General features: G+C 66.4%; 30 protein-coding genes. 14 read left to right on the forward strand and 16 right to left on the reverse strand.

The genetic code is table 11. The annotated features are described in order from the left end of the window. The 12 genes from J4O76_RS15895 to J4O76_RS15950 all read left to right on the forward strand — a co-directional run bounded on the left by J4O76_RS15895 (position 1) and on the right by J4O76_RS15950 (position 8,871). A complete protein-coding gene (locus J4O76_RS15895; RefSeq protein ID WP_426282814.1) occupies positions 1-426 on the forward strand; it encodes a hypothetical protein in 426 nt (141 codons plus the stop codon). Between the two features lie 33 nt (positions 427-459). Then, on the forward strand, positions 460-1,584 hold the full coding sequence (locus tag J4O76_RS15900; RefSeq protein ID WP_426282815.1) for a flagellar hook-length control protein FliK: 1,125 nt from the start codon (positions 460-462) through the stop codon (positions 1,582-1,584). Between the two features lie 19 nt (positions 1,585-1,603). Next, the gene (locus tag J4O76_RS15905) at positions 1,604-2,233 is read left to right on the forward strand and encodes a flagellar basal body-associated FliL family protein (RefSeq protein WP_426282816.1); all 630 of its coding nucleotides are present in this window, start codon (positions 1,604-1,606) and stop codon (positions 2,231-2,233) included. A gap of 3 nt (positions 2,234-2,236) precedes the next feature. Next, positions 2,237-3,199 carry a flagellar motor switch protein FliM gene (locus J4O76_RS15910; protein ID WP_426282818.1) on the forward strand — a complete coding sequence of 321 codons (963 nt, stop codon included), beginning with the start codon at positions 2,237-2,239 and terminating at the stop codon, positions 3,197-3,199. Beyond that, the gene (gene fliN, locus J4O76_RS15915) at positions 3,196-3,486 is read left to right on the forward strand and encodes a flagellar motor switch protein FliN (protein WP_056054132.1); all 291 of its coding nucleotides are present in this window, start codon (positions 3,196-3,198) and stop codon (positions 3,484-3,486) included. The genes J4O76_RS15910 and fliN overlap by 4 nt, the downstream gene beginning before the upstream one ends. A gap of 4 nt (positions 3,487-3,490) precedes the next feature. Next, entirely contained in the window at positions 3,491-3,745 is a 255-nt protein-coding gene (locus J4O76_RS15920) for a flagellar biosynthetic protein FliO (protein WP_056054129.1), read from the forward strand. Further along, a complete protein-coding gene (gene fliP, locus J4O76_RS15925; RefSeq protein WP_426282819.1) occupies positions 3,742-4,656 on the forward strand; it encodes a flagellar type III secretion system pore protein FliP in 915 nt (304 codons plus the stop codon). Before J4O76_RS15920 ends, fliP begins: the two co-directional genes overlap by 4 nt. A gap of 4 nt (positions 4,657-4,660) precedes the next feature. Beyond that, positions 4,661-4,930 carry a flagellar biosynthesis protein FliQ gene (gene fliQ / locus J4O76_RS15930; RefSeq protein WP_055874447.1) on the forward strand — a complete coding sequence of 90 codons (270 nt, stop codon included), beginning with the start codon at positions 4,661-4,663 and terminating at the stop codon, positions 4,928-4,930. Between the two features lie 127 nt (positions 4,931-5,057). Next, positions 5,058-5,831 carry a flagellar biosynthetic protein FliR gene (fliR, locus tag J4O76_RS15935; protein WP_426282820.1) on the forward strand — a complete coding sequence of 258 codons (774 nt, stop codon included), beginning with the start codon at positions 5,058-5,060 and terminating at the stop codon, positions 5,829-5,831. Continuing rightward, a complete protein-coding gene (gene flhB / locus J4O76_RS15940; protein WP_426282821.1) occupies positions 5,831-6,973 on the forward strand; it encodes a flagellar type III secretion system protein FlhB in 1,143 nt (380 codons plus the stop codon). Before fliR ends, flhB begins: the two co-directional genes overlap by 1 nt. Positions 6,974-7,030: 57 nt before the next feature. Further along, a complete protein-coding gene (gene fliD, locus J4O76_RS15945) occupies positions 7,031-8,476 on the forward strand; it encodes a flagellar filament capping protein FliD (RefSeq protein WP_426282822.1) in 1,446 nt (481 codons plus the stop codon). After that, on the forward strand, positions 8,473-8,871 hold the full coding sequence (locus J4O76_RS15950) for a flagellar protein FliS (protein ID WP_082441390.1): 399 nt from the start codon (positions 8,473-8,475) through the stop codon (positions 8,869-8,871). The genes fliD and J4O76_RS15950 overlap by 4 nt, the downstream gene beginning before the upstream one ends. Before the next feature lie 3 nt (positions 8,872-8,874). Here the strand turns inward: J4O76_RS15950 and J4O76_RS15955 are convergent, their stop codons facing one another. From J4O76_RS15955 to argH, 5 genes are read right to left on the reverse strand one after another with little or no spacing between them, the layout of a single operon-like run. Then, a complete protein-coding gene (locus tag J4O76_RS15955) occupies positions 8,875-9,828 on the reverse strand; it encodes a zinc transporter ZntB (protein WP_426282824.1) in 954 nt (317 codons plus the stop codon). Next, positions 9,825-10,598 carry an NAD(P)-dependent oxidoreductase gene (locus J4O76_RS15960; protein WP_426282825.1) on the reverse strand — a complete coding sequence of 258 codons (774 nt, stop codon included), beginning with the start codon at positions 10,596-10,598 and terminating at the stop codon, positions 9,825-9,827. Before J4O76_RS15960 ends, J4O76_RS15955 begins: the two co-directional genes overlap by 4 nt. Further along, positions 10,595-11,857, reverse strand: coding sequence for a diaminopimelate decarboxylase (lysA, locus tag J4O76_RS15965; protein ID WP_192975319.1), 1,263 nt, complete (start codon positions 11,855-11,857; stop codon positions 10,595-10,597). Before lysA (J4O76_RS15965) ends, J4O76_RS15960 begins: the two co-directional genes overlap by 4 nt. A gap of 11 nt (positions 11,858-11,868) precedes the next feature. Further along, a complete protein-coding gene (locus J4O76_RS15970) occupies positions 11,869-12,111 on the reverse strand; it encodes a hypothetical protein (RefSeq protein WP_056061645.1) in 243 nt (80 codons plus the stop codon). Then, the gene (gene argH / locus J4O76_RS15975) at positions 12,108-13,475 is read right to left on the reverse strand and encodes an argininosuccinate lyase (RefSeq protein ID WP_426282925.1); all 1,368 of its coding nucleotides are present in this window, start codon (positions 13,473-13,475) and stop codon (positions 12,108-12,110) included. The genes J4O76_RS15970 and argH overlap by 4 nt, the downstream gene beginning before the upstream one ends. 67 nt (positions 13,476-13,542) lie before the next feature. Between argH and J4O76_RS15980 the strand changes: the two genes are divergently transcribed. Beyond that, positions 13,543-14,121 carry a TlpA family protein disulfide reductase gene (locus J4O76_RS15980; RefSeq protein WP_426282826.1) on the forward strand — a complete coding sequence of 193 codons (579 nt, stop codon included), beginning with the start codon at positions 13,543-13,545 and terminating at the stop codon, positions 14,119-14,121. A 192-nt stretch (positions 14,122-14,313) separates the two neighbouring features. On the opposite strand, the gene J4O76_RS15985 is transcribed toward J4O76_RS15980, so the two are convergent. The 10 genes from J4O76_RS15985 to J4O76_RS16030 form a co-directional block, all read right to left on the reverse strand. Beyond that, the gene (locus tag J4O76_RS15985; protein WP_426282827.1) at positions 14,314-14,811 is read right to left on the reverse strand and encodes a DUF427 domain-containing protein; all 498 of its coding nucleotides are present in this window, start codon (positions 14,809-14,811) and stop codon (positions 14,314-14,316) included. Continuing rightward, a complete protein-coding gene (locus tag J4O76_RS15990) occupies positions 14,808-15,170 on the reverse strand; it encodes a thiol-disulfide oxidoreductase DCC family protein (protein ID WP_426282828.1) in 363 nt (120 codons plus the stop codon). Before J4O76_RS15990 ends, J4O76_RS15985 begins: the two co-directional genes overlap by 4 nt. Further along, positions 15,167-15,718, reverse strand: coding sequence for a TspO/MBR family protein (locus tag J4O76_RS15995; RefSeq protein ID WP_426282829.1), 552 nt, complete (start codon positions 15,716-15,718; stop codon positions 15,167-15,169). Before J4O76_RS15995 ends, J4O76_RS15990 begins: the two co-directional genes overlap by 4 nt. Before the next feature lie 147 nt (positions 15,719-15,865). Next, positions 15,866-17,098, reverse strand: a complete 1,233-nt coding sequence (lysA, locus tag J4O76_RS16000) for a diaminopimelate decarboxylase (protein WP_426282830.1) — start codon at positions 17,096-17,098, stop codon at positions 15,866-15,868. Positions 17,099-17,119: 21 nt separating this feature from the next. After that, positions 17,120-17,383 carry a hypothetical protein gene (locus J4O76_RS16005; protein ID WP_426282831.1) on the reverse strand — a complete coding sequence of 88 codons (264 nt, stop codon included), beginning with the start codon at positions 17,381-17,383 and terminating at the stop codon, positions 17,120-17,122. Then, complete coding sequence (locus J4O76_RS16010) at positions 17,380-17,895, reverse strand: SAM-dependent methyltransferase (RefSeq protein WP_426282832.1); 516 nt, start codon at positions 17,893-17,895, stop codon at positions 17,380-17,382. Before J4O76_RS16010 ends, J4O76_RS16005 begins: the two co-directional genes overlap by 4 nt. A gap of 14 nt (positions 17,896-17,909) precedes the next feature. Continuing rightward, on the reverse strand, positions 17,910-18,173 hold the full coding sequence (locus J4O76_RS16015) for a hypothetical protein (protein ID WP_426282833.1): 264 nt from the start codon (positions 18,171-18,173) through the stop codon (positions 17,910-17,912). A 435-nt stretch (positions 18,174-18,608) separates the two neighbouring features. Beyond that, a complete protein-coding gene (locus J4O76_RS16020) occupies positions 18,609-18,758 on the reverse strand; it encodes a hypothetical protein (RefSeq protein ID WP_426282834.1) in 150 nt (49 codons plus the stop codon). 179 nt (positions 18,759-18,937) lie between these two features. Continuing rightward, positions 18,938-19,198, reverse strand: a complete 261-nt coding sequence (locus J4O76_RS16025) for a hypothetical protein (RefSeq protein ID WP_426282835.1) — start codon at positions 19,196-19,198, stop codon at positions 18,938-18,940. Positions 19,199-19,369: 171 nt separating this feature from the next. Further along, positions 19,370-19,984 (reverse strand): TetR/AcrR family transcriptional regulator, encoded by a 615-nt coding sequence (locus J4O76_RS16030; protein WP_426282836.1) that lies wholly within the window; start codon positions 19,982-19,984, stop codon positions 19,370-19,372. 49 nt (positions 19,985-20,033) lie between these two features. On the opposite strand from J4O76_RS16030, the gene J4O76_RS16035 reads away from it, so the two are divergent. Continuing rightward, the gene (locus J4O76_RS16035) at positions 20,034-20,879 is read left to right on the forward strand and encodes an oxidoreductase (protein WP_426282837.1); all 846 of its coding nucleotides are present in this window, start codon (positions 20,034-20,036) and stop codon (positions 20,877-20,879) included. A 68-nt stretch (positions 20,880-20,947) separates the two neighbouring features. Here J4O76_RS16035 and J4O76_RS16040 read toward each other — a convergent pair whose 3' ends face one another. Then, entirely contained in the window at positions 20,948-21,862 is a 915-nt protein-coding gene (locus J4O76_RS16040; protein WP_426282838.1) for a LysR family transcriptional regulator, read from the reverse strand. Positions 21,863-21,964: the final 102 nt, after the last annotated feature.

Raw genomic sequence — 21,964 nt, forward strand, 5'->3', positions numbered from 1 at the left:
ATGGCGGATGCCCGCAGCAAGACGCTGGCGCGCATCCACCGCGTCCGCACGCTCCAGCTCGGCCTGACCCGCGCCGACGAGGCGCGCGCGCATGACAAGTTCGCCAGCGAACAGGCGTTGTCGGGCCGTATCGCGCTGCTCGCCGAAGCCGTCGCGCCGGTCCACGAAACGCAGGTCGCCGTCTCGCTCGGCGCCGCCGCGCACTACCGCGACCGCCTTCAACAATCCGCCAACGCCGCCGTAGAACGCGTGCAGGCCGCCGAATATCACGTCGAGCGCGCCGCCGAGGCAACCCGGTCCGCTAAGCGCGACCAGAGCGCGGTCGAGAAGCTGCTCGCCCGCGCCGACGCCGATGCGGTGCTCAAAGCGATCCGCGCGATGGAGGAGGCACCCGCCTTCCGGAAGGTTCGGCACGATCCTTGCTGAGTGCGGGGCAGACGCCCGAACGCGAGTGCCCGAATGATCCAGACCGCGACCCTTTCCCGTACCGTTCCCCTCCATCCTCGCGCCTCTGCCGCGAAGAATGGCAGCGATTCGGGCGATTTCACGGGCGCCTTCGAACAGGTCCGTGACGACGCGAAACCCGAACCTTCCGCCGCAGCGCCGGAAGATAAGCCCCGGCAGGACGACGCCGCGACCGGCAACGCCTTGCCGCTGCCGGTCATCGTGCCCGACCCCGCGTTCGTATGGCAGCCGATCGTCGCGACGACTGCGCCAGCTCTGCCAGTTGCACGCATCATTGATGCAACCAGCATGCAACCAACTAGCGTGCAGCGACCGACCTTCGCGCAATCGCAACCGCAGGCCGCCACTCCCGCTCCGATAGAGCCTCAACCACACCTGCCCTCCGCGCCCACCCAAGCTGGCGGCACGCCCGCAACGCAGCTCGCCGCCGCGATCATGGCTGCGATGCCCCCGGCAAAGACGGCCGTGCAGACGCCGGTGGACACGACCGACGCGCCGCGTTGGGCGACGCCCGATACGGCGCCCGTCACCCTCGCCGTCGCGCAACCCGATGTCGTCCAGCCGCAACCCGGCACGGTCGCGTCGGCCGCGATGGTATTCGGCGCAGCGATCCAGGCGGCAACCAAGAGGCGTGAAGAGCCGGATACCCTCGCAGCGCCTTCCGACACGCCGCTGACCCCGATCGGCGCGACCACAACGCATGAGATTAAGGTCGCCGACGCGCAGCAGGCGCCGCTCGACATGCGGCAGGAGCGCTGGCCGCACGCGATGATCGAGCGGATCGAGATGCTCCGCGACGCCGCCGACGCGGTCGACACGCGCATCCGCCTCGTCCCCGATGCACTTGGCGCGATCGACGTTTCGGTGAAGACCGACGGCGATACGGTGCGCGTTCACTTCAATGCCGAGCAGGCCGCGACGCGGACGTTGCTGGCGGACGCGCAGCCACGGCTCGCCGAACTCGCCGAGGCGCGCGGGTTGAAGCTTTCGCAAGGATCGCTCGGCGACAGCGGCGCAGACCAGCAGCAGCGCGCACCCGCGGCGCCACAAACCCCGAATCGCCCCGCGCCGGTCTCGACCGTGATCGCGAACACGCCCGACGACATCCGAATCGCTTGAACCGAAGGACCCTGAAATCATGAGCGACACAAAAGAAACGCCCGACGCCGCCCCGAAGAAAAAGGGCAAGATGAAGACGATCCTGATCGGCGGCGTCGCGCTGCTGGTGCTGGTCGGCGGTGGTGTCGGCGCAGGCGTCTATGCCTCCAGTGCCGGGCTGATCGGCGGCGGCGGTCACGCAGCCGAAGCCGAGGATGGCAAGCCCAAGCTCGTCCCCAAGAGCGAGCAGAAGCATGCGTCCGAAGGCGGCGAAGGCGGCGGTCACGGCGGCGAGGAAGCCGCGCCCGAAAACCACGGGATGAAGCCCCCCGCAGGGCAGGGCGGCGACAAATACGCCTCCACCTACTACCCGCTGGAGAAGGATTTCACCTCGAATCTCCAGGACTCGGTGCACTTCGTCCAGGTCGGCGTCGCGGTCTCCACGCCGTACGACGACACCGTCATCACCAACCTGAAAACCAACGATATCGCGGTCCGCTCGGCGATCCTGATGGCGCTCGGCGACACCACCGAGGAGCAGGTGATGAGCAGCGACGGCAAGCGCCAGCTGCAGGTCCGCCTCGCCAAAGCGATCAACGATACGCTCAAGCAGAAGGAAGGATTCGGCGGCATCGGTAACGTTTACTTTACCAGTTTCGTCGTTCAGTGAGTCATGGTTAACGAGGCCTCAGCAAAGACGCGCGAGCGACGCGACCGGGACCGCTCCGGCGCGCCCAAGGAGGGCGTGCTGCATCAGGGCGTGCTCGGCGGGGCCAAGCTCAATCCGTTCGGCGACCTGCACTCGCTCCAGCATTTGTCGGCGCGGTTCGCGCGCGGTTTGCGCGGCGTGTTCGAGCCGTTGCTGCGCCAGGAAGTGCGCTGCTGGGCCGAGCCGCTGGTGGTCCAGCGCTTCACCGATTACCGGGCGGAACGCAGCGATGCGCTGACCGCGTGGTTGCCGCTGATCATGACGCCGGGGATGGCGCAGGCGCTGTGCATCATGGACGGCAAGTTCGTACTCGAGATGCTCGACATGTTCTTCGGCGGCACCGGTGCCGCGCCGCACACGCTGCCAACGGAGTTCTCGCCGGCCGCCGAGGCGATGGTCGCGCGGATCGGCCAGATGATCGCCGCGCCGCTGAAGACCGCATGGGAGCCGATGGCGCGGTTCGACTTCCTGCCGACCCGCGTCGAGGTGAACCCGGCGATGATCGCCGATCTCGACGGTGAGGACGCGATGATCGTCACGCGCTTCGGCATCGCTGCGGGCGCCGCGAAACCCGTGTTTCTTGACCTCGTCTACCCCGTCTCCGCGCTGAAACCGCATGCGCCGTCGCTGACCGCCAAGGTCGTCGGCAAGTCGGCCGAGCCCGATCCGGCCTGGCGCACCGAGCTGACGCGGGCCGCGATGAACGTGCGCTTCCCAATCCGCTCGGTGCTCGCCGAGCCGGTCGTCAAGCTGACGATGCTGATGGACCTGAAACCGGGCGACGTGATCCCGATCACCATCTCGGGCGACGTGCCGGTGATGGTCGGCAACAACCGGCTCGGCTGCGGCACGGTCGGCACGTCTAACGGCTTCGCCGCCATCCAGCTCACCTCGATTACAAGTTTCGACGAAGGATTTGCAGCATGAACGACATGACCGGAGGCTTCCCCGTAGATGCTGCCGTCGCCGCCAATTTCCGGCTGCTCCAGGATGTCGACGTCAAGCTGACCGTCGAGATCGGCTCGACCAGCCTGACGTTGCGCGAGTTATTGGCGCTCGGCGAGTCGAGCGTGATAGAACTTGATCGCCAGGCCAACGAATTGCTCGACGTCTTCGTCAACGGCACCCTGATCGGCCGCGGCGAAGTCGTCACGGTCGGCGAACGCTTCGGCGTGCGGATGACCGAGCTCGTGTCGCCCGACAAGCGCGGCTGATCCGATGCTCTGGACCTATATCCTCAAGCTCGTGATCCTGCTGCCACTCGTGTGCGGCCTGATGTTCGGCTGCCTGTACCTGTGGCGCAAGTTCGAGAGCCGGATCCCGGGCAAGCCCTCCACGCGGCTGATCGGCGTCAAGGAAACGATGATGATCTCGCCGGGCCTGCGCCTCGCGGTGATCGATTTCGAGGGCCGCCGGCTGCTCGTCTCGGTCGGCCGTGGCGGCGTGCACCTGATCGACAAGGTCGACGCATGAGCGCGGTCGCTCGTCCGACGGTGACGCGGAAGGGCTCGGGCCCTGCCCTGTTCGCCGCATCCTCCGCCAAGCCGTTTTCCCGCGTACGCGGGGATCCAGGAGCCAGGCGCGCGAACGCGTGGCTGTGGATAGGCCTCGCCATTCTACTAGCCCTCTTCCTCGCGATGCCCGCCTTCGCGCAAGGCGTCCCCGCCCCGACCAACCCCGCCGTCGGCGACGCGGTCGATCGCGCGCTCGGCCAGCTTGGCGGCCAGGCGGCGGGCAATACCGGGCAGAGCGGCTCGCTGTCGCTGTCGCTGCAAGTCCTCATCATCATGGGGCTGCTCACGATCCTGCCGGGGATCGTGCTGATGATGACCAGCTTCACGCGGATCATCATCGTGCTCGCGATCCTGCGCCAGGCGCTCGGGCTTCAGCAGACGCCGCCGAACCAGGTGCTGCTCGGGCTGTCGCTGTTCCTCAGTTTCTTCATCATGGCGCCGACGATCAGCCAGATCAACACGACCGCGATCCAGCCCTATGCTGCCGGACAGCTCGCCGGCACGCAGATGATCACGACCGCCGGCGTCCCGCTGCACGCGTTCATGGTCAAGCAGACCCGGATCAAGGACGTCACGATGTTCGCGCAGATCGCCAAGTCCGGCCCGTACGCGACCCCTACCGATATCCCGTTCTCGGTGCTGCTTCCCGCGTTCGTCACGTCCGAGCTTAAGACCGCTTTCCAGATCGGTTTCCTGATCTTCCTGCCGTTCATCGTCATCGATCTCGTCGTTGCGACTGTGCTGATGTCGCTCGGCATGGCGATGCTCAGTCCAACGATCATCTCGATGCCGTTCAAGCTGTTGCTGTTCGTACTGGTCGATGGCTGGGCGCTGACGATGGGCAGCCTCGCCAACTCGTTCGCGACTTGAGAGCATGGACGCGCAATATTTCCTGACCGTCGCCAACCAGACGATGTGGGTGCTGGCGCTCGCCAGCGCGCCGATCCTGATCCCGGCGCTTCTGGCGGGGCTGATCCTGGGGATGATTCAGGCGGCGACATCGATCAACGAGCAGACGCTGTCGTTCGTGCCCAAGCTGGTGGTGGTCGCTGTGTCGATCCTGATCTTCGGGAGCCTGATTCTGGGCTTGCTGAGCGATTTCACGATCGGGATCTTCGAGCGCATTCCGGATCTCGTAAAATGAGCGCACTTGTTGCTCCCCTCCCGCTTGCGGGAGGGGTCGGGGGAGGGGTGTGCCCCACCGACCGGACGCCGGTACGTACGTCGCGCCCTCCCCTGACCCCTCCCGCAAGCGGGAGGGGGATTTTACAGTGCTAGGCTTCGGGCTCAGCATCGAGCCACAGCTCTGGGCGCTCGTGTTCGTGATGATCCGCATTGGTGCGACGTTCATCGCGGCGCCGGTGTTCGGCTCCGTCTCGGTCCCGCTCACCGTGCGCGTCACGCTGTCGGGCGCGATCGGGTTCCTCGTGCTTGCCGCGCATCCGATCGTCCCGCCGCAGAACATCTTTGCGGTCTCCACGATCCTTTCCGCCGCCGCGGAAGCGCTGGTCGGCCTCGCGCTAGGCTTCGTCCTTCAGATCGCGTTCGCCGCACCGATGATCGCGGCCGAAGTGATCGGCGGCGCGATGGGGCTCGGATTCGCCTCCTCGATCGACCCGCAGAACGGCAAGACGTCCCCTGCCCTCGGCCAGTTCTTCTCGATCATGCTGACGCTGCTGTTCCTGTCGGTCGACGGGCACCTGATCCTGATCGACCTGCTGGTGAAGAGCTACGACGTGCTCCCCCCCGGCGCCGCGTGGATCGGCGTCGAACGGCTTAAGGCGATCGCGTTCTTTGGCGGCTATGCGTTCCTCGCCGGGCTGCTGCTCGCGTTGCCAGTGGGTTTCCTGCTGCTCTGCCTCAACATCGTCGTCGGCATGCTGAGCCGCGCTGCGCCATCGCTCAACCTGTTCGCGGTCGGCCTCCCCGCCAGCCTCGCGGTCGGCGTCGTCACGCTCGCGATCGCGTTCCCGACGATGGGCGACTACATGCTCGTCATCGTCCGCGAAGGCCTCGCCGCCACCGAAAACCTGGCACTCGGCTGATGTCGGAGGATTCGGGCGAAAAAACCGAAGCACCAACCGCCAAGCGCAAGAAGGATGCGGTCGAGAAGGGCGACATCCTTAAATCGCGCGATTTCGCGACCGCGCTGAGCATGCTCGCCGGGGTCGCCTGGCTAATCTACGCCGGCCCGACGCTGATCTCGGCGTGCAAGGCGATCATGAGTTCGAGCTTCCAGTTCACGCACGCCGATGTCGAGGACTTCTCCCCCTGGCGTCCGCTGATGAAAGCCGGCGGCAAGCTCGCGCCATCGCTCATAACCCTGTTCATCGTCAGCATCGGCGCCGCGATCTTGAGCCAGGCAGGGCTCGGTTCGCTGGGCTTCAACGGCGGTCTGCTCGCACCCAAATACAGCCGCGTCGATCCAGCGGCTGGACTCAAGCGCATCTTCGGCGCGAACGGCTGGATCGAACTCGGCAAGTCGCTGCTGAAGGTGATCCTGCTCGGCACGATCGGCGGCTGGATGCTGTGGAACGCGGCGCATTCGACGATGGGCCTCGCCTCGTCGGCCGATCTCAACCAGGCGCTGTCGACGCTCGGTGGGATCTTCAAGGGCATCCTGATCGCGATGGCGTTCGGGCTGTGCGCGATCGCCGGGATCGACCTGCCGATCCAGATCATCCGGCGTCTCGGCAAGATGCGGATGTCGAAGCAGGAGGTGAAGGACGAGCACAAGTCGACCGAGGGCAATGGCGAGGCGAAGGGCCAGATGCGCGCGAAGATGCGCGCGATGGCCAGCGGTGGCCTGCGGAAATCGGTCGCGGAGGCGCATGTCGTGCTGACCAACCCGACGCACTTCGCCGTGGCGCTGCGCTACGATCGCGGCAGGGATCAGGTGCCGGTGGTGGTCGCCAAGGGTCGCGGCGCGACCGCGCTGGCGATCCGCGAACTGGCTGGCGAAGACCGCGTGCCGATCCTCGAATATCCGACGCTCGCCCGTGCCGTTTATTACACCAGCAAGGAGGGGCAGGAGGTCCGCGACGACCTCTACACCGCGATCGCGACCGTGCTGGCGTTCGTGTTCGGGCTCAACGCGGCGGCAGGTGGGACCACGCCGGGAGTCCAGCCGTTCGTGACCGTGCCGAAGGATGCGCGGTTCGACGAAAACGGCATGAAACAGGCCTAAACATTCGCGCCGCATGGCCGTTCTAACAGACGAGCGCGCACGTGCAGGGATTTCACGATGGTAACTTCGACCACCAGCACGACCGCCACGCCGACTCCCACACCCACACCAACCGCGCAAAGTGCCGTCAACGACGCGACGCAGGCACTGCTGAAGGGGCTGAGCGCGGGCTCCGGCGTCGATACCGGCACATTGGTCACCTCGCTCGTCTCCGCGCAGTTCGCCGCACGCACTGCCGCATTGAAGACCAAATCCGACACGATCACCGCGCAGATTTCAGGCGTGAGCACGCTCAAGAGCACGATGACCGGCTTTTCGACCGCGCTCGCCAATCTGGTGAAGGGCGGCAGCTTGCAGACTCAGCCGGCCAGTTCGAATGCCGCCGTCCTGACTGCCACCGCAGCGTCGGGCGCAAAATTGTCGGGGCTGTCGTCGAGCATCACGGTGACGCGCCTCGCCACCGGGCAGGTCGCGCGGACGACGACCGCCGTCGCCGCCAAGGATCGCGCGACATCGCTTGGCACCGGCGCGCTGACGCTGACCATCGGCGGCAAAGACACCAAGATCGACGTCGGCGACGGCAGCATCGACGCGGTCGCCGCAGGTATCAACGCGTCTAAGACCGGCGTCACCGCCTCGGTCGTGACCGACGCGAACGGCGGCGCGTATCTCTCGGTCAAGGGCGCGACCGGCAGCGCCAACGCCTTCACGCTTAAGGGAGAGAAGGGCGACGCGCTCGACATCGGCGGCAGCACGGCGACGAAGACCAGCCTCGTCTCCACCGCGCAGAACGCGCAGCTGACCGTCGACGGGATCGCCGTCGAGCGCCCGAGCAACACCGTCAGCGACCTGGTGACCGGCGTGACGCTCCAGCTCAACGGCATATCCACCGTCCCCGTTTCTCTCACCAGCACGCCCCCGACCGACGCGCTGACGCAAGCGGTCAACGATGTCGTCACGACCTATAACGAGGTCCTGAAGACGATCACCGAACAGACCGATCCGATCACCGGCAACCTTCGTGCGGATCCCGCCGCGAAATCGCTGCTGCGGTCGCTGCAGGCCCTGGTATCAAAGCCACTGGTCGGTGGCGCGATCGCCGGGCTTCCGCGATCGCTGTCGGAGATCGGCGTCGCCACCAACACCGACGGGACGCTGCGGGTCGATTCCGCGCTGCTCGCCAAGCAGCTTGCGGCGAACCCCGACACGATCGAGGCGATGTTCGCTCCGTCCGGCACCAATGCGCTCGGCCTGTCCGCGACGCTGACGGCGTTGACCACCAGCGCGACCAGCACGGTGACCGGTCTCGGCGCATCGACCGTGCGCTACACCGCGGCGGAGGCCGATGTCGCCAAGCAGCAGGACAAGGTCACCGACCAGTCCGCGCAGTTGACCACGCGCCTGACGCAGCAATATGCCAGCATGAATTCGCGCGTGTCGGCGTATAAATCGACGCAGACCTTCCTCACCAACCAGATTGCCGCGTGGAACAAGGATTCGTGACCTACGCCAGCACGTTGATGCGCGACCCGTTCGCGACCTATCGCCAGATCGACGCGGTCGGCCAGACCGCTACCGCCGACGGCCCTGCGCTCGTCCAATTGCTCTACAAGGAACTGGTCGCCGCATTGCGCGCCGCCGCCTGGGCCTGCGAAAAGCGCAAGTTCGCGATCAAGAGCGAGCGGATCACGCGCGCCACCGCGATCCTGTTCGCGCTCGAAGCCGGGCTCGACTTCGAGAAAGGCGGGCAAGTCTCGGAAACGCTCGCGCGACTATATGGCGGCGCGCGGAAAACCGTGATCAACGCCTCGCTCGGCCACGACCCACAGCCATTCCGCGACTCTGCCGACATGCTCGACGAGATCGCGCAGGCGTGGCGGACCGCCAGCGCCGCATAAACGCTACCGCTTGAACCAGTGTCGCATGGCGAAATAGGCCACGACACCAACCGCGATCAGCACGCACGCTCCGGCGATCGCATCGAATGCCCACGGCTCCTCGGCATAGGGCAGACCCTTGACGTTCATGCCGTACAGACCGGTCAGGAACGTCAGCGGCAGGAACACCATCGCGGCGATCGAAATGATCAGCGAGCGGTTGTCGATCTGTTCGGCGCGCAGATCCGTCAGCGTCTCGTGGATCAGCGCCGAGCGTTCGCGGATCGATTCCAGCTCCTCCGCCATCCGCGCGGCGCGGTCCGCCGCCGCCGCCAGATGCAGCCGATCGTCGTCAGCGAGCCAGTCGCCGGGTAGCGCGGCGAGCTTCTCGAGCGCGGCGCGTTGCGGACTGAGGAAGCGTTTGTAGCCGATCGCCGCGACGCGCACCTTGCTGACCGCGCGGCGCAGTTCGAACACGCGGTTGGCGTCGAGCTGTTCCTCGCAATCGTCGAGTTCGTCGCCGAGCGTGGCCACGTCGGGATCGAGATCGGTGGTGATCGCGGTGGCGAACGCGGCGATCAGGTCGCCTGGATCGCGCACCTCGTGGCGTTCGACCATCTTCTCTACCTCGGCGACCGCGATCAGCGGCTTCCGCGTGACCGAATAGACGCGGCCCTTCACCGCCCAGATCCGCACCGACGCGAGCAAATCGGACGTGTCGAGCTCCTCCTTCGATCGCCCGCGCAAATTGAGGAACGCGCCATCGCCAACTGCCTCGCAGCGCGGCCGGGTCTCGGTCGCGGTAAGCGCATCGACGACATAGTCGAGCAGCTTGGCCTCGTCGCGCAGCCATGTCTGTGCATGTTCGGCGGTGGTCGACAAATGCACCCAGACGAGGTCGGCGGTGCAGGTGAGCGCTTCCTTGACGTCGACGCGGGTCGCTTTCCCATCGACGATCCGGAATGCGAAACCGCTCATCGTGCCATCTCGACTTCGACCGACAGGCCGGTGCCGGGATTGACGGGCATCGCCTCGCACAGTCGTGCAGCATCAGCGCGGGCGCGGTCGAGGATCGCCGCAGGGGCATCAGCGCCGTGATAGACCCGGTCGGCGCTGGCGAGCGCGCGCGCCTGGCGGAGCGTCAGGTCCTCGGGATCGTCGGACAGCAGAACGAGCGTTATAGCCACGTCGCGCTTTGCAGCGGGCTCGGCTGTCGGGGCCAGCCATGCCTCCACATCGTGTGTCGGCGACAGCGGATCGAGCAGACCGCCCGCCCCCATCGCCGTGGCGAGTGCCCGGCGACGCTCCCCCATATCGGGCCAGCGCTTTCGCAAGGCCCCCCGCGCGGCCTGCAACGCCAGCGCGAGCTTGCCGAGATCGGCGGGGATCAGTGCCTCCAGTCGCTGCCGCAACGCCGCCGCCAAGCCGGCCGACACGCCGCTGGTGCCGATCGCGATGAGCACCGGCGCGCGATCGACGATGGCGGGCAGCGTGAAGTCACACAGCGCCGAACGATCGACCGCGTTGACCAGGATGCCGCGCGCCTTAAGCCGCGCGACCGCGGCCAGCGCTTCCTCCTCGTCGTCGATCGCGACGATCGCGAGCGAAGCGCTAGCATCCTCGCCGACGACGTCCGCCCCCGCACGATCGAGCAACCGCCGCTTCGCATCCGCCGCCTCGCCCTCGCCCAGCAGAATGACCGGGCGCCCTGCCAGCCTCACGAACAGCGGCAGGCTCTGGAGTATCACCGCTTGAGCCATTCCGGCACGCGCTCGGCGGCCAGGATCGTCTCGGGGTGGATGCGGTCGGCGACCACCGCGAACCGGTCGCCGTCGACCAGCACCTCGGGCACCAAAGCGCGGCTGTTGTAGGTCGAGGCCATCGTCGCCCCGTACGCGCCGGCGGTGCGGAAGATGCCGAGATCGCCCGACTTCACCGCGTCGATATCGCGGCCCATCGCGAAGGTGTCGCCGGTCTCGCACACCGGTCCGGCGATGTTGGCGGTCATCCGATCGCCGCTCGGCTCGACCGCGACAAAGTCGTGATACGCGTCGTACATCGCGACGCGCGCGAGGTCGTTCATCGCCGCATCGACGATCACGTACGGGTTCACGACGCCCGGCTTTACCCAGATTACTTCGGTCAGAAGCACACCGGCATTGCCTGCGATCACGCGACCGGGTTCGAACATGAGTTCGACGTCCCAGTCGGCGGTCGCGCGGGCGACCATCGCGCCATAGTCGGCGGGGCTCGGCAGCACGTCGTCGGGCTTGTACGGTACGCCGAGACCCCCGCCGAGATCGACGCGGCTGATCGTGTGCCCCGCCGCGCGCAGTTCCGCGACCAGCTCGCCGATCCGTGCATAGGCGGCCTCGAGCGGCGCGAGGTCGGCGAGCTGGCTGCCGATGTGGATCGCGACGCCGCGCAGGTCGAGGCCGTCATGCTTCGACAGGCGGTCGAACATCGCCACAGCCTGGTCGATCGCGACGCCGAACTTGTTCTCCTTGCGCCCGGTTGAGATTTTCGCGTGCGTGCCGGCATCGACGTCGGGGTTCACGCGCAGCACCGCCGGCGCGCGTTCGCCGCGCGCATGGGCGAGCGCGGCAAGGACTTCGCCCTCCTCCTCCAGCTCCAGATTGAACTGGCCGATCCCGGCGTCGAGCGCCTGCGCCAGTTCGCGCCGCGTCTTGCCGACGCCCGAGAACACGATGTCCGACGCCGGAATACCCGCCGCCAGCGCGCGCTGCATCTCGCCCGCGGAGACGACGTCGGCGCCGTATCCCTCGTCGGCGAGAACGCGCAGCACAGCGACGTTGGGGTTCGCCTTGATCGCATAGGCCAGATGGACGCGCCCGGCGCCCTTCAGCGCGTCGCGAAACACTTGTGCGTGACGGCGGAAGGTGGCGGTCGAATAGACGTAGACGGGCGTGCCGACGGCCTCGGCGATCGCCGGCAGGGCGACGTCCTCGGCGTGCATGACACCGTCACGATAGGCGAAGTGATCCATGATTCAGGTCTTCAATTCGGCGGCGGCAGGTCGAACTCGTCGCTGCGGCGCGGCTGGGACGTGGTGAGCAGCTCGTCGCTGCGCTGCGGGCGTTGCTGCGTGGTGGGGGTCAGCAACTGCTCGGGAGTCGGCGGCGTTTTCGCGCCGTAAGGCGCGATCGGGAGCGTCTTACCCTCCGCCGGAACAAGCCCGTCCGCGGCGCCGCAGCCCGATAGGGCGAGTGCCAAACCCACGATGCCAAAAAGCCGTTTCATGCCGTTTCCCCCCGAGCTGCACGGATCGCAGCGCGCACATTGTCGGGCGCAGTGCCGCCGAAGCTGGTCCGGCTGGCGACCGACGCATCGACCGAGAGCACGCCGTACACGCGTTCGTCGATCCGCGCATCGATTGCCTTCAGGTCCTCGATCGGCAGCGCATCGAGCGCGACTTTGCGCTCCTCGGCCAGTTTGACCGCGCGACCCGTCACATGATGCGCCTCACGGAACGGCAACCCAGCCTCGCGCACTAGCCAGTCGGCCAGATCGGTCGCGGTCGCAAAGCCGCTCTCGGCCAGCCCGCGCATCCGATCGGTGCGGAACGTCGCGCTCTCGACCATCCCGGTCATCGCCGCGATCGACAGCGCGAGCAGGTCGTGTGCCTCGAACACCGGCGGCTTGTCGTCCTGCATGTCCTTCGAATAGGCGAGCGGCAGCCCCTTCATCGTCACCATCAGCGCGGTCATGCACCCGAGGATGCGCCCGGCATGCCCGCGCACCAGCTCGGCCGCATCGGGATTGCGCTTCTGTGGCATGATCGAGCTGCCCGTTGACCATTGATCGCTAAGCGCGACGAAGCCGAACGGCTGCGACGCCCACAGCACGAACTCCTCGGCGAGTCGCGAGAGGTGGAGCGAGGTCTGCGTCGCGGCGGTGAGATACTCGATCGCGAAATCGCGGTCGCTGACGCCGTCGAGCGAATTGGTCATCGGCCCGTCGAACCCGAGCGCCTCGGCGGTCATCGCGCGGTCGATCGGGAAGCCCGTCCCGGCAAGCGCGGCCGACCCGAGCGGCGACCGGTTCATCCTTGCTCGCGCATCCGCAAACCGGCCGACGTCGCGCGAGATCATCGCGTGATACGCCATCAGGTGATGCCCCAGCGTCACCGGCTGCGCCGACTGCAAGTGCGTAAAGCCCGGCATAACGCTCGCCGCATGCTCTTCAGCCCGCGCGAGAAGCGCCGCCTGGAACCCGGCGAGCGCCGCCAGCGCCTGGTCGATCGCATCGCGCACCCACAGCCGAAAATCGGTCGCGACCTGATCGTTGCGCGAGCGCGCGGTGTGCAGCCGCCCCGCAACCGGCCCGATCGCATCGGCCAGCCGCGCCTCGGTCTGCATGTGGATATCCTCAAGGACCAGATCCTCCGCGACGCCGTGCTCGGCATAATGCGCCGCCACCGTGTCAAGGCCTGCCGAGATCGTCGCCGCGTCCTCGGCCGAAACGATGCCCTGCTTGCCGAGCATCGCGACATGCGCCTTCGATCCGGCAATATCCTGCTGCCAGAGCCGCTTGTCGAAGGGAATGGAGGCGTTTATCTCGCGCATGACCGCTGCCGGCCCTTCGGCGAACCGCCCACCCCACATCGAATTGGAACCGTCCATGGTCTTGCGTCCTGTGTTCACTTCGCGCCCAATCGTCTGTCTTGTGGGAATGGGCCTGCTGGTCGCCGGCTGCGATAGGAAATCGCCCGCGCCGGAGCAAGCAAACGTCGTCGCCGCGAACACCGTGTCCGCCGACGAGGTCGCGTCCGGCCCCACGCCGGACGAAGCCACCGGCCCTGCCGCCAGCACCGAAAAGCTCGACCGCAGCCACAAGGGCGAGACCGGCCCGACGGTCGCCTTCACCGCGCCAGACGGCAAGTCGGTCACGCTCGCCTCGTTCAAGGGCAAGCCGTTGCTGCTCAACATGTGGGCGACCTGGTGCGCGCCGTGCGTTGCCGAGATGCCGACACTCGACGCCGCCGCCAAGTCGATGGAGGGCAAGGTTCAGGTGATCGCGGTCAGCCAGGACATGCAGGGCGCGGAGAAGGTGACGCCGTTCTTCGCCGAGAAGAAGTTCACGACGCTCAAGCCGTATCTCGATCCGAAACTCGGTCTCAGCCTCGCCTACCAGGCGAACCTTCCGACCACGATCCTGTACGATTCGGCGGGCAAGGAAGTGTGGCGGATGACCGGCGGGTATGAATGGAACACGCCCGCCGCCGCAAAGCTGATCGCGGAAGCTTCGTAACGCGTTGATCCGGCTCGGGGATCTTGAACAGGGTGTGCCGACCCGCCTTGGTGACGAGCCAAAGGTTGATGGCGAGCCGGCACACCCCTCTAACGCGTCCGGCTGTGCCAAAGGTGTAAACAACATCGAAATGCGATGAACTGAGTACGCCCATATTGGCGGCCGAGCGCATAAGAGTCGTCGTGCGCCGACCTACCAGTAGCGGCTACCGGGCACGCCCTTGAACGGTCCGGCGAGATCGGCGGTGATCCAGCCGCCGTAAAACTCGCCGGGCTGTGGAATGACGCGGTTGCCATCGACGAAGCACCCGTCGAACGGGCCTGCATAGAACGCTATGTGGTCGCGCAGGGCGGCAAACGCGGGCGTCGGCGACGGATAGTTCCAGGCAACATCGCGCAGGACATTGCCCGCAATCTCGACATCGTAATAGGCCGCGTTGCCCTTCCATTCGCAGAAGGATTGCCGCGTGGAACGCCGGAGCGCCGACATCGGGATATCGGAGGGCGGGATGTAATAGCTCGGCGGATGGCTCGTCTCGATCGTGCGGACGCTGTGCCGCGTGTCGGCGAGCGTCACCCCGCGGTGCTCGATCAGGACATGACGATCGCTGCGCTGCGCGATCGCCGGACGCGGATAATCCCAGACGCTTTCCTGGCCCGGTCGCGCGGTATCGGGAACGACCGGCCTCATGCGGTGCGATCCACCTTCCGGGCGAAAGACTGGAGGCGAGGCCGGACGCGGAGGAACGCCCGATACACCCGTTCGAGGCCAGCCAGGACGACCGGGTTGCGCGCTGCCAACCCCAACGGTCGCAGCAGCGGGATGGCGCGCCACATCGCTGCGAAGGCCGCGGCGCCGGACAGCATCCGGTCCTCTTCGCGCGCATGGAACCGTGCCAGCATCGCAGCTCGATCGATCGGACAGCTCGTTTCGCCGTTGCTGGCATCGACGAAATCGATCGCGCCGCGGCGATCGAGGCGGCGCATCAGCGCGATCTCGCGTCGGCATAGCGGACATCCGCCATCGTGCCAGACCGTCAGCCGGGTCATGCCTTGCCCGGGCCGTCGGACCGGTTCCGCTCCCAGATGCGCTCGGCAAGCAGAGTCGCGAAACCCAGCCAGGCTACGAACGGGACCGCAGTGGCCGCCGCGGTACGATCGACCTTGGCCGCGGCCGCGACATAGCCGGCACCGCTGGCGATCATGGCGCCCGATGCGACCGCGCTGGGGCCGAGCGCCTTGCGACGGAAGAACAACTCGGTCCAGCCGCCGACCATCCCCGTATTTAGCAACCAAAGTCCGACCGCGAGGTTGCGCGGCGCGTCGGCGGGGCGGCGCAACAACCGATAGCCGCCGACCGCGAGGCCGGTTTCGAGCACCGGCCATACCGCGCCGAACGCCGCATCGGGCGGCGTATAGGCAGGTTTGTCGAGCCGTTTGTACCAGCGGCGAATACCGGGATGCGACGGGTCGGGCGCGTTGCGGCGCCCGAGCACCGCGCTCGCGCCGAGCACCGCCACGACCACCGCCAGCGCAGCCGGACGGGACAGGCCACCGCGACGTTCGTCCGTGATCGCATCGCTCGGTTTCTGGGTCATGCTCGCCGTCCTCATCCCCGGGCACGCCGCCCGCTGACATCACAGCGAAGCAGCAGCCACGACGTTCCGTGGCCAGCGCGGCGATCGTTACCGTCGCAGCGTCACGGTGCCGCAGCTTGCCCTCTTCCCGTTCGGACTCAATGCGATCTACGCTGCGAACTCTTCCGGCAGGAAGCGGTCGGCGACGATCTCGAAATGGTCGCCGTCGACCAGGACCTGTGGGCTGAGCGGGCGGCAATTGTAGCTCGACGCCATCGCCGCCCCGTACGCGCCGGTCGCATGGAAGACAGCGAGATCGCCGCGGCGAACCCGGTCGATATCGCGGGCGAGCGCGAACACGTCGCCGCTTTCGCAGATCGGTCCGGCAATGTTCGCGACCATGCGTTCGCCGTCCGGCGCGACGGCTTCGAAGCGGTGGAAGGCATCGTACAGCGCTGGTCGAGCCAGGTCGTTCATCGCGGCATCGACGATGACGAAGGGGCGGTCCGCCCCGGGCTTTACCCAGATCACCCGCGTCATCAGGACGCCGGCAAGTCCTGCGACGACCCGCCCAGGCTCGAAGATAAGGTCGACATCCCAGTCGCGCGTCACCCTAGCGACCATGGCGGCATAGGCGTCGAGCGTCGGGACCACGTCGTCGACACGGTAGGGAATGCCGAGGCCGCCGCCGAGATCGACTCGGGTTATGCCGTGGCCCCGCGCGCGCAGGTCGATCACGAGCGAACCGATGCGCTCGTACGCGGCCTCCAGCGGAGCAAGATCGTGGAGCTGGCTGCCGATGTGGAGCGCGACCCCGACCAGATCGAGGCCACCGAGTCGTGACAGGCGATCGTACATTGCGGGCGCATCGGCGATCGCCACGCCGAACTTGTTCTCGCGCCGGCCGGTAGAGATCTTGGCATGCGTGCCGCCATCGACGTCGGGATTGACGCGCAAAACCGCGACCGCCCGCTTGCCACGCGCCTGGGCAAGCGCGGCGAGCACCCGCCCCTCCTCCTCGAGCTCGAGGTTGAACTGCCCTATGCCGGCGTCGAGTGCGTCGGCGAGTTCCCGATCGGTCTTGCCGACGCCGGAGAAGACGATGTCCGATGCGGCGATACCGGCTCCGAGTGCGCGGCGCATCTCTCCGCCCGAGACGATGTCGGCACCGAAGCCGCAGCCGGCCAGCAGATGCAGCACCGCGCTGTTCGGGTTTGCCTTGACCGCGAACGCCGTCCGCGTCCGCGGCAGGATCGACAGCGCGGCTGTGAAACGCCGGGCCGCGTCGCGCAGTGCAGCCGCCGAATAGACGTGGACGGGCGTACCGACGGCTTCGGCTATGGCCGACAACGGCACGCCTTCGGCACACAGGACACCGTCCCGCCGATCGAAATACATCATGATGATCCTGGAGGCTCGAGGTCAGAGATGCGGTTGGTCGAGTCGGCGGCGATAGCGACGGACGCGGACGGCATGGATCACTTCGGCGGTTCGTGCATGACCGCAGCGTTCGGCGCGAAGTGCGATGATGACCCGCTTGCCGTTGATCGCCAGTGTCAGGCCCAGCAATGCGAAGGGGAATACGAACATCGCGCGTGCCGAGCCGTCCATTGCAACCGCGACGCTGCACGCGCCCACGCACAATGCCAAGCCGATCCCCCGCCATAGGATGTCACGCTTCGTCATGCTTCGGTACCGACGGCATGCCACGTCGCGTAGTTGCCGATGACGATCCGCGCTGCATTCCCCAACGCCGACGCCACCTCCGGCCGCCGGCCTTTCGCCATGCCGTGACAGATCACGAGATCGGCTGGCAGGTCGTGCTCCTCCAGCAAGGCGGTGACCATGTCCGCCACCTCGAACGTCGTGCCGATCGCAAGGTTGGTGCAACGGCTCGCCGCAGCTCGAGCGCGACCGATCAGCGCAGGCGATCCGTCGATCCCGCGCCCTTCAATCGCCGTGAAACCGAGCGACCGGGCATGATGCACCGCTTGCAGGAGGAGCGAGCCCGCGCCGCAATCCGCATCGACGATGCGGACCGCGTGGCGACCGTCTTCGCGCAACGTTGCAAGGGCGGCAGCGACGACCGGCCAACGCGGATCGTGGGTCGCGGCTTTCGACCCTGGCGTCGTGGTTTTGGTCGCGATCTTCGGGCTTGGGCCGGGGTGAAGACGGTTCAGGCGAGTTTCTGTGTTCATTGCCATCGCGTCCGTCATGCCGCCCGCGGCAGTGCGCGCTCGTCGCGCCCGACGGGGGCGAACGAAATGACCGGGACCAGCGGCGCGTTGGCGATCTCGACGCTCGCATGATAGATGTCGCGCTCGGCCTGGGCGTAGCTCATCGCCGCGCCGTAGGAGATGAAACGCCCTTCGAGATTGCGCCTGCTGTCCTGCACGAGCCAATGCCCTGCGCGATCCTGGCCGACATAGATGACGAGCCCGGCAGGATCGGGTTCCGATATGGTTTCAGACGACATGTCGCCTCATTGCCTTTCGTATCGCGAGCGTCGTGCCCGCGCTCATGATCTACGAGCCGCGACATAGCGCTGCGAGATCGATCCCCGCGGATCGCATAGCGCGGGCATAGTGTTGCCCTCGCTTCACCGCGTTTCGGATGTATCGAGGTACTTGAGCCTGATAGCTGGGCAGTGGCCTGCTGGTCCTGACGAGGGTTGGCTCAAACCGCCGCGCGTCTCTTGGCGATCGACGCGATAGAGCCTGCCGACTGCGCGTTGCCGAGGGATCGCTACGCCATTGCACGCGCTACGTTTTCCGGCAGGCAATGCCGAAAAGCCAACTTCCAGCGACCTCATTAATGCGCGTCGCCCCGTCGATAGCGAACGCCCATGCCGTACGTGAACTGTCGTCTACGTCGGATTTCAGCTGCGCCCGCGATTGCCGTTGCCGGGTAGCTAAATCAGCAATTCAACCAGATCCTGCTCCAGTCGCCCGGCGTCGCGCAGGACGGTTGCGGCAAGTTCCACGTCCGCCACGACCATAACGTCCCGCAATACCGCATCAACGGCAAGGACGATCGCCGGCCCCAGCCCCGACTGGATCATAGTCGGCCCACCTGTCCAGTTCAGTCGTGATTGGATTCGCGACGTCATGGTTTCTCACGACGGAGTCCACTCCAGATCTTCTCGCCACGAAAACACCTGCTCAGCCGTCGGGCTTCGCAGCGTCACTTGGCGACATACAAACGGGACCGTTCGGACACGTTACCAGCTCGAGCCGGCGCCTATAGGCCGCGCCATGCGAGTGGGTGTGGCAGGACGTCAGCGGAATAGTCGACCTGGAGCACGCGGCGTCGCCGCGGCTGGTCGGCAGGGAGCGATGCGCGGACGATAGGCGTAGCGTAGAACCAGGGCGTGTCGATCGGAAGCGCGGCCAACGCAGTCTCAAGGCGAACGAGCGCAGGTTCGTCCAGCGCCTGCGGGAAGAATTCGGCGCTGTATTGGTCGAGATTAAGATCGAAGGGTTGATCGAGCCTTTCAAACATGTCGATGCGGGTAGCCGAGGCCGCCGCCGCGGTCGACCTGACACCGCTTCTCGACAGCTGCTGCCCGAAAGTTCGCGTTTACTACACGTCCAGACGGTGCACTCTTGAGCGTACCCGAACAGATGATTTTGGAAAACGGGTTGATGGAGGGCGACATAGACATGCCAAGATCTAGCCAAATGATATCGATGGCTCGGTAAAGCCCAGTAGCAGGGTACTTGCGACGGCGCGTGCGTCAGGGCCGAGCGCCTCGTCAGGCAGTTCGCCGGCGCTCCAGAACGACAGGGCGCCGCGAAACCCTAGGGCGAGTTGCCTCGGCAGGCAGTCTAGCGCGTAGGTCCGGCAATTCTCCGGGATGCCCTCGCCCGCTCCCAGCGCGAGCGTCCACAATGCGGTCGAGCGCGCCCAGGCCTGACCCGCCGAACCACCGGTCGTGCCGATCCAGCTCATCACGGCGCGGTTCACACCGGGTTCCTCCAGCATCACCGCGACGGCCGTGTCGACAGCGAGCAGCACGCGGGATGCTGCGTCAGTCGGAAGCCGCGCCTCGGCGAAGCGCCTTGCCATCGTGTCCGTCCGACGTTCGGACAAGGCGTGCATGATCGCCCCCTTGCTTCCGAAATGATTGAACGGCGTGGCGAAGCTGACGCCGGCTTCGGCGGCGAGGTCGCGCATGGAGAAGTCGGCCTTGCCACTCCGCAGCAGTCGTTCCGCCGCGTCGATCACCCGTTGGCGCACGGGCTCACCCCGGATCGCGATGTTCTCCCGTGTCTTGTCCCGTGCCATATCGCTATCTATATCATGATATACAAACCTAGTATAATGGAGTTAGCCCGTGGCAACCATCACCGCCAAGACCTTCCTCATCACCGGCGTGAGTTCCGGCCTCGGCCGCGCGTTTGCCGAGGGTGCGTTGGGCGCCGGCCACCGCGTGATCGGCACCGTGCGGAACGAGGGCGACGCCAATACGTTCGCTGCGCTCGCAGCGCGCCGTGCATATCCCCTGATCCTCGACGTGACCGACTTCGCAGCGATCCCAGCCGCCGTGGCCGAAGCGGAGCGGCACGCCGGTGCGGTCGAAGTGTTGGTGAACAATGCCGGATACGGTCAAGAAGGTGCGTTGGAGGAATCGTCGATGGACGATCTTCAGCGTCAATTTGCGGCCAACGTGTACGGGCCGGTAGCGATGATAAAAGCCGTGCTTCCCGGCATGCGCAAGCGTCGTAGCGGCCACATCGTCAACGTGACCTCGATGGGCGGCTTAATCACGATGCCGGGGATCAGCTTCTACTGCGGTAGCAAGTTCGCGTTGGAAGGCATCTCCGAGGCGCTTGGCAAGGAGGTGGCGGATTTCGGCATTCGGGTGACGGCCTTGGCACCCGGCCAGTTCCGGACGGATTGGGCAGGACGCTCGATGGATCGCACCCCGCGCAGTATTTCCGACTACGACGCCGTGATGGACCCGATCCGGGCCGCGCGCCAGGCCAAGAGCGGCAATCAACCCGGCGATCCGGCCAAGGCCGCACAGGCTTTGCTCGCGATAGTCGATGCCGCGACCCCACCGGTACGCCTGTTCCTGGGCGAGGACGCGCTGGGCGTGGTCCATCAGAAGCTTGATGCGATGAAGGCCGAGATCGCCGCATGGGATGCGCTCTCCCGTTCAACCAGCTTCGCATCGTGACCGCCTGAGCGCCGGTGGGTTAGTCGGAGGCGCTGTTTGAGGATGGAACTTCGGCAGAGCCACCCGCCTCAGCTGTCCGGCACCGTCTTCCGGCAAATGTCGATCACGGTCTCTCGCAGCCAGCGGTGAGCGGGATCGGCGTCCATCCGTGGATGCCAGATCGCCGACACGGCAATCTCGGGGGTAGGAACGGGAAGCGGGAACGTGCAAATTCCTTCCGCACCCGGTGCTTTGCGACGAAAACCCAAACCGGGCACGAGCGCGATCAGGTCCGACTGCCTGGCGATCCGCAAGGCGTCGGAAAAGCCCGGCACGACCACCATCGTGTCGCGGCTCAGCCCCAGGTCGGCCAGCGCGGCATCGACCGGGCCGGTGAACGCGCCACGGCGGGACGCGGCGACATGCCGGCAGGCTGCGTAGCGCTCTGGCGTGATCGCGCCCGAGAGCAGCGGATGCCCCGTTCTCGCCGCCCCGACAAACCGGTCGCGGAAGATGAGCCGCGTGCGCATTTCGGGCGCGGAAACGCCGATTACGCCGACTTCTAGGTCGATCTGCCCCGCGCGTAGCGGCTCTGCGTTCTTATCGGGCTTCGGCGCGAAGCGCAGGCGGACACGGGGCGCCGCCGATGCGATGCCGGCCACCAACGGACCGCAGAACATCTCGACGAAACCCTCGCTCGCGCGGATGGTGAAGACGCGGTCGAGTTCCGCCATGTCGATCTCGCCAGTTGACGGCTTGAGGACCGTTCGAACGTCGCGCACGAGTGCGTGAACGACATCGCGCAGCTCGATCGCCCGCGGCGTTGGCACCAGGCCACGTCCTGCTCTAACGAGGAGCTGATCGCCAGTAGCGTTGCGAAGCCGCGTCAAGGTCCGGCTCATCGCCGACGCGCTCAGTCCCAGCTTTCGCGCGGCCCCGGTCACGCTCCCCTCGGACAGAAGTGCGTCGAGTGCATCAAGCAGGTTCAAATCGAGGTCGGTCATGCTGCAACCATGCGTGATCCATCTGCGCCACGATAGGCGCCTGGTGCAATTATACTGTGCATCCACTGCGTCTGGCGCATTCATCGTGGCCGAGTAGATATC

The sequence above is a fragment of the Sphingomonas sp. NFX23 genome (genome assembly GCF_049887795.1).
In the GTDB taxonomy this organism is placed as follows: domain Bacteria; phylum Pseudomonadota; class Alphaproteobacteria; order Sphingomonadales; family Sphingomonadaceae; genus Sphingomonas.

Excerpts from the sequence above, each read along its gene's own strand:
- J4O76_RS15895 (WP_426282814.1), top strand. The coding sequence starts at position 1 with ATGGCGGATGCCCGCAGCAAGACGCTGGCGCGCATCCACCGCGTCCGC.
- J4O76_RS15900 (WP_426282815.1), top strand. The coding sequence starts at position 460 with ATGATCCAGACCGCGACCCTTTCCCGTACCGTTCCCCTCCATCCTCGC.
- J4O76_RS15905 (WP_426282816.1), top strand. The coding sequence starts at position 1,604 with ATGAGCGACACAAAAGAAACGCCCGACGCCGCCCCGAAGAAAAAGGGC.
- J4O76_RS15910 (WP_426282818.1), top strand. The coding sequence starts at position 2,237 with ATGGTTAACGAGGCCTCAGCAAAGACGCGCGAGCGACGCGACCGGGAC.
- fliN (WP_056054132.1), top strand. The coding sequence starts at position 3,196 with ATGAACGACATGACCGGAGGCTTCCCCGTAGATGCTGCCGTCGCCGCC.
- J4O76_RS15920 (WP_056054129.1), top strand. The coding sequence starts at position 3,491 with ATGCTCTGGACCTATATCCTCAAGCTCGTGATCCTGCTGCCACTCGTG.
- fliP (WP_426282819.1), top strand. The coding sequence starts at position 3,742 with ATGAGCGCGGTCGCTCGTCCGACGGTGACGCGGAAGGGCTCGGGCCCT.
- fliQ (WP_055874447.1), top strand. The coding sequence starts at position 4,661 with ATGGACGCGCAATATTTCCTGACCGTCGCCAACCAGACGATGTGGGTG.
- flhB (WP_426282821.1), top strand. The coding sequence starts at position 5,831 with ATGTCGGAGGATTCGGGCGAAAAAACCGAAGCACCAACCGCCAAGCGC.
- fliD (WP_426282822.1), top strand. The coding sequence starts at position 7,031 with ATGGTAACTTCGACCACCAGCACGACCGCCACGCCGACTCCCACACCC.
- J4O76_RS15955 (WP_426282824.1), bottom strand. The coding sequence starts at position 9,828 with ATGAGCGGTTTCGCATTCCGGATCGTCGATGGGAAAGCGACCCGCGTC.
- lysA (WP_192975319.1), bottom strand. The coding sequence starts at position 11,857 with ATGGATCACTTCGCCTATCGTGACGGTGTCATGCACGCCGAGGACGTC.
- J4O76_RS15970 (WP_056061645.1), bottom strand. The coding sequence starts at position 12,111 with ATGAAACGGCTTTTTGGCATCGTGGGTTTGGCACTCGCCCTATCGGGC.
- argH (WP_426282925.1), bottom strand. The coding sequence starts at position 13,475 with ATGTGGGGTGGGCGGTTCGCCGAAGGGCCGGCAGCGGTCATGCGCGAG.
- J4O76_RS15980 (WP_426282826.1), top strand. The coding sequence starts at position 13,543 with ATGGGCCTGCTGGTCGCCGGCTGCGATAGGAAATCGCCCGCGCCGGAG.
- J4O76_RS15985 (WP_426282827.1), bottom strand. The coding sequence starts at position 14,811 with ATGAGGCCGGTCGTTCCCGATACCGCGCGACCGGGCCAGGAAAGCGTC.
- J4O76_RS15990 (WP_426282828.1), bottom strand. The coding sequence starts at position 15,170 with ATGACCCGGCTGACGGTCTGGCACGATGGCGGATGTCCGCTATGCCGA.
- J4O76_RS15995 (WP_426282829.1), bottom strand. The coding sequence starts at position 15,718 with ATGACCCAGAAACCGAGCGATGCGATCACGGACGAACGTCGCGGTGGC.
- lysA (WP_426282830.1), bottom strand. The coding sequence starts at position 17,098 with ATGATGTATTTCGATCGGCGGGACGGTGTCCTGTGTGCCGAAGGCGTG.
- J4O76_RS16005 (WP_426282831.1), bottom strand. The coding sequence starts at position 17,383 with ATGACGAAGCGTGACATCCTATGGCGGGGGATCGGCTTGGCATTGTGC.
- J4O76_RS16010 (WP_426282832.1), bottom strand. The coding sequence starts at position 17,895 with ATGAACACAGAAACTCGCCTGAACCGTCTTCACCCCGGCCCAAGCCCG.
- J4O76_RS16015 (WP_426282833.1), bottom strand. The coding sequence starts at position 18,173 with ATGTCGTCTGAAACCATATCGGAACCCGATCCTGCCGGGCTCGTCATC.
- J4O76_RS16020 (WP_426282834.1), bottom strand. The coding sequence starts at position 18,758 with ATGATCCAGTCGGGGCTGGGGCCGGCGATCGTCCTTGCCGTTGATGCG.
- J4O76_RS16025 (WP_426282835.1), bottom strand. The coding sequence starts at position 19,198 with ATGTTTGAAAGGCTCGATCAACCCTTCGATCTTAATCTCGACCAATAC.
- J4O76_RS16030 (WP_426282836.1), bottom strand. The coding sequence starts at position 19,984 with ATGGCACGGGACAAGACACGGGAGAACATCGCGATCCGGGGTGAGCCC.
- J4O76_RS16040 (WP_426282838.1), bottom strand. The coding sequence starts at position 21,862 with ATGACCGACCTCGATTTGAACCTGCTTGATGCACTCGACGCACTTCTG.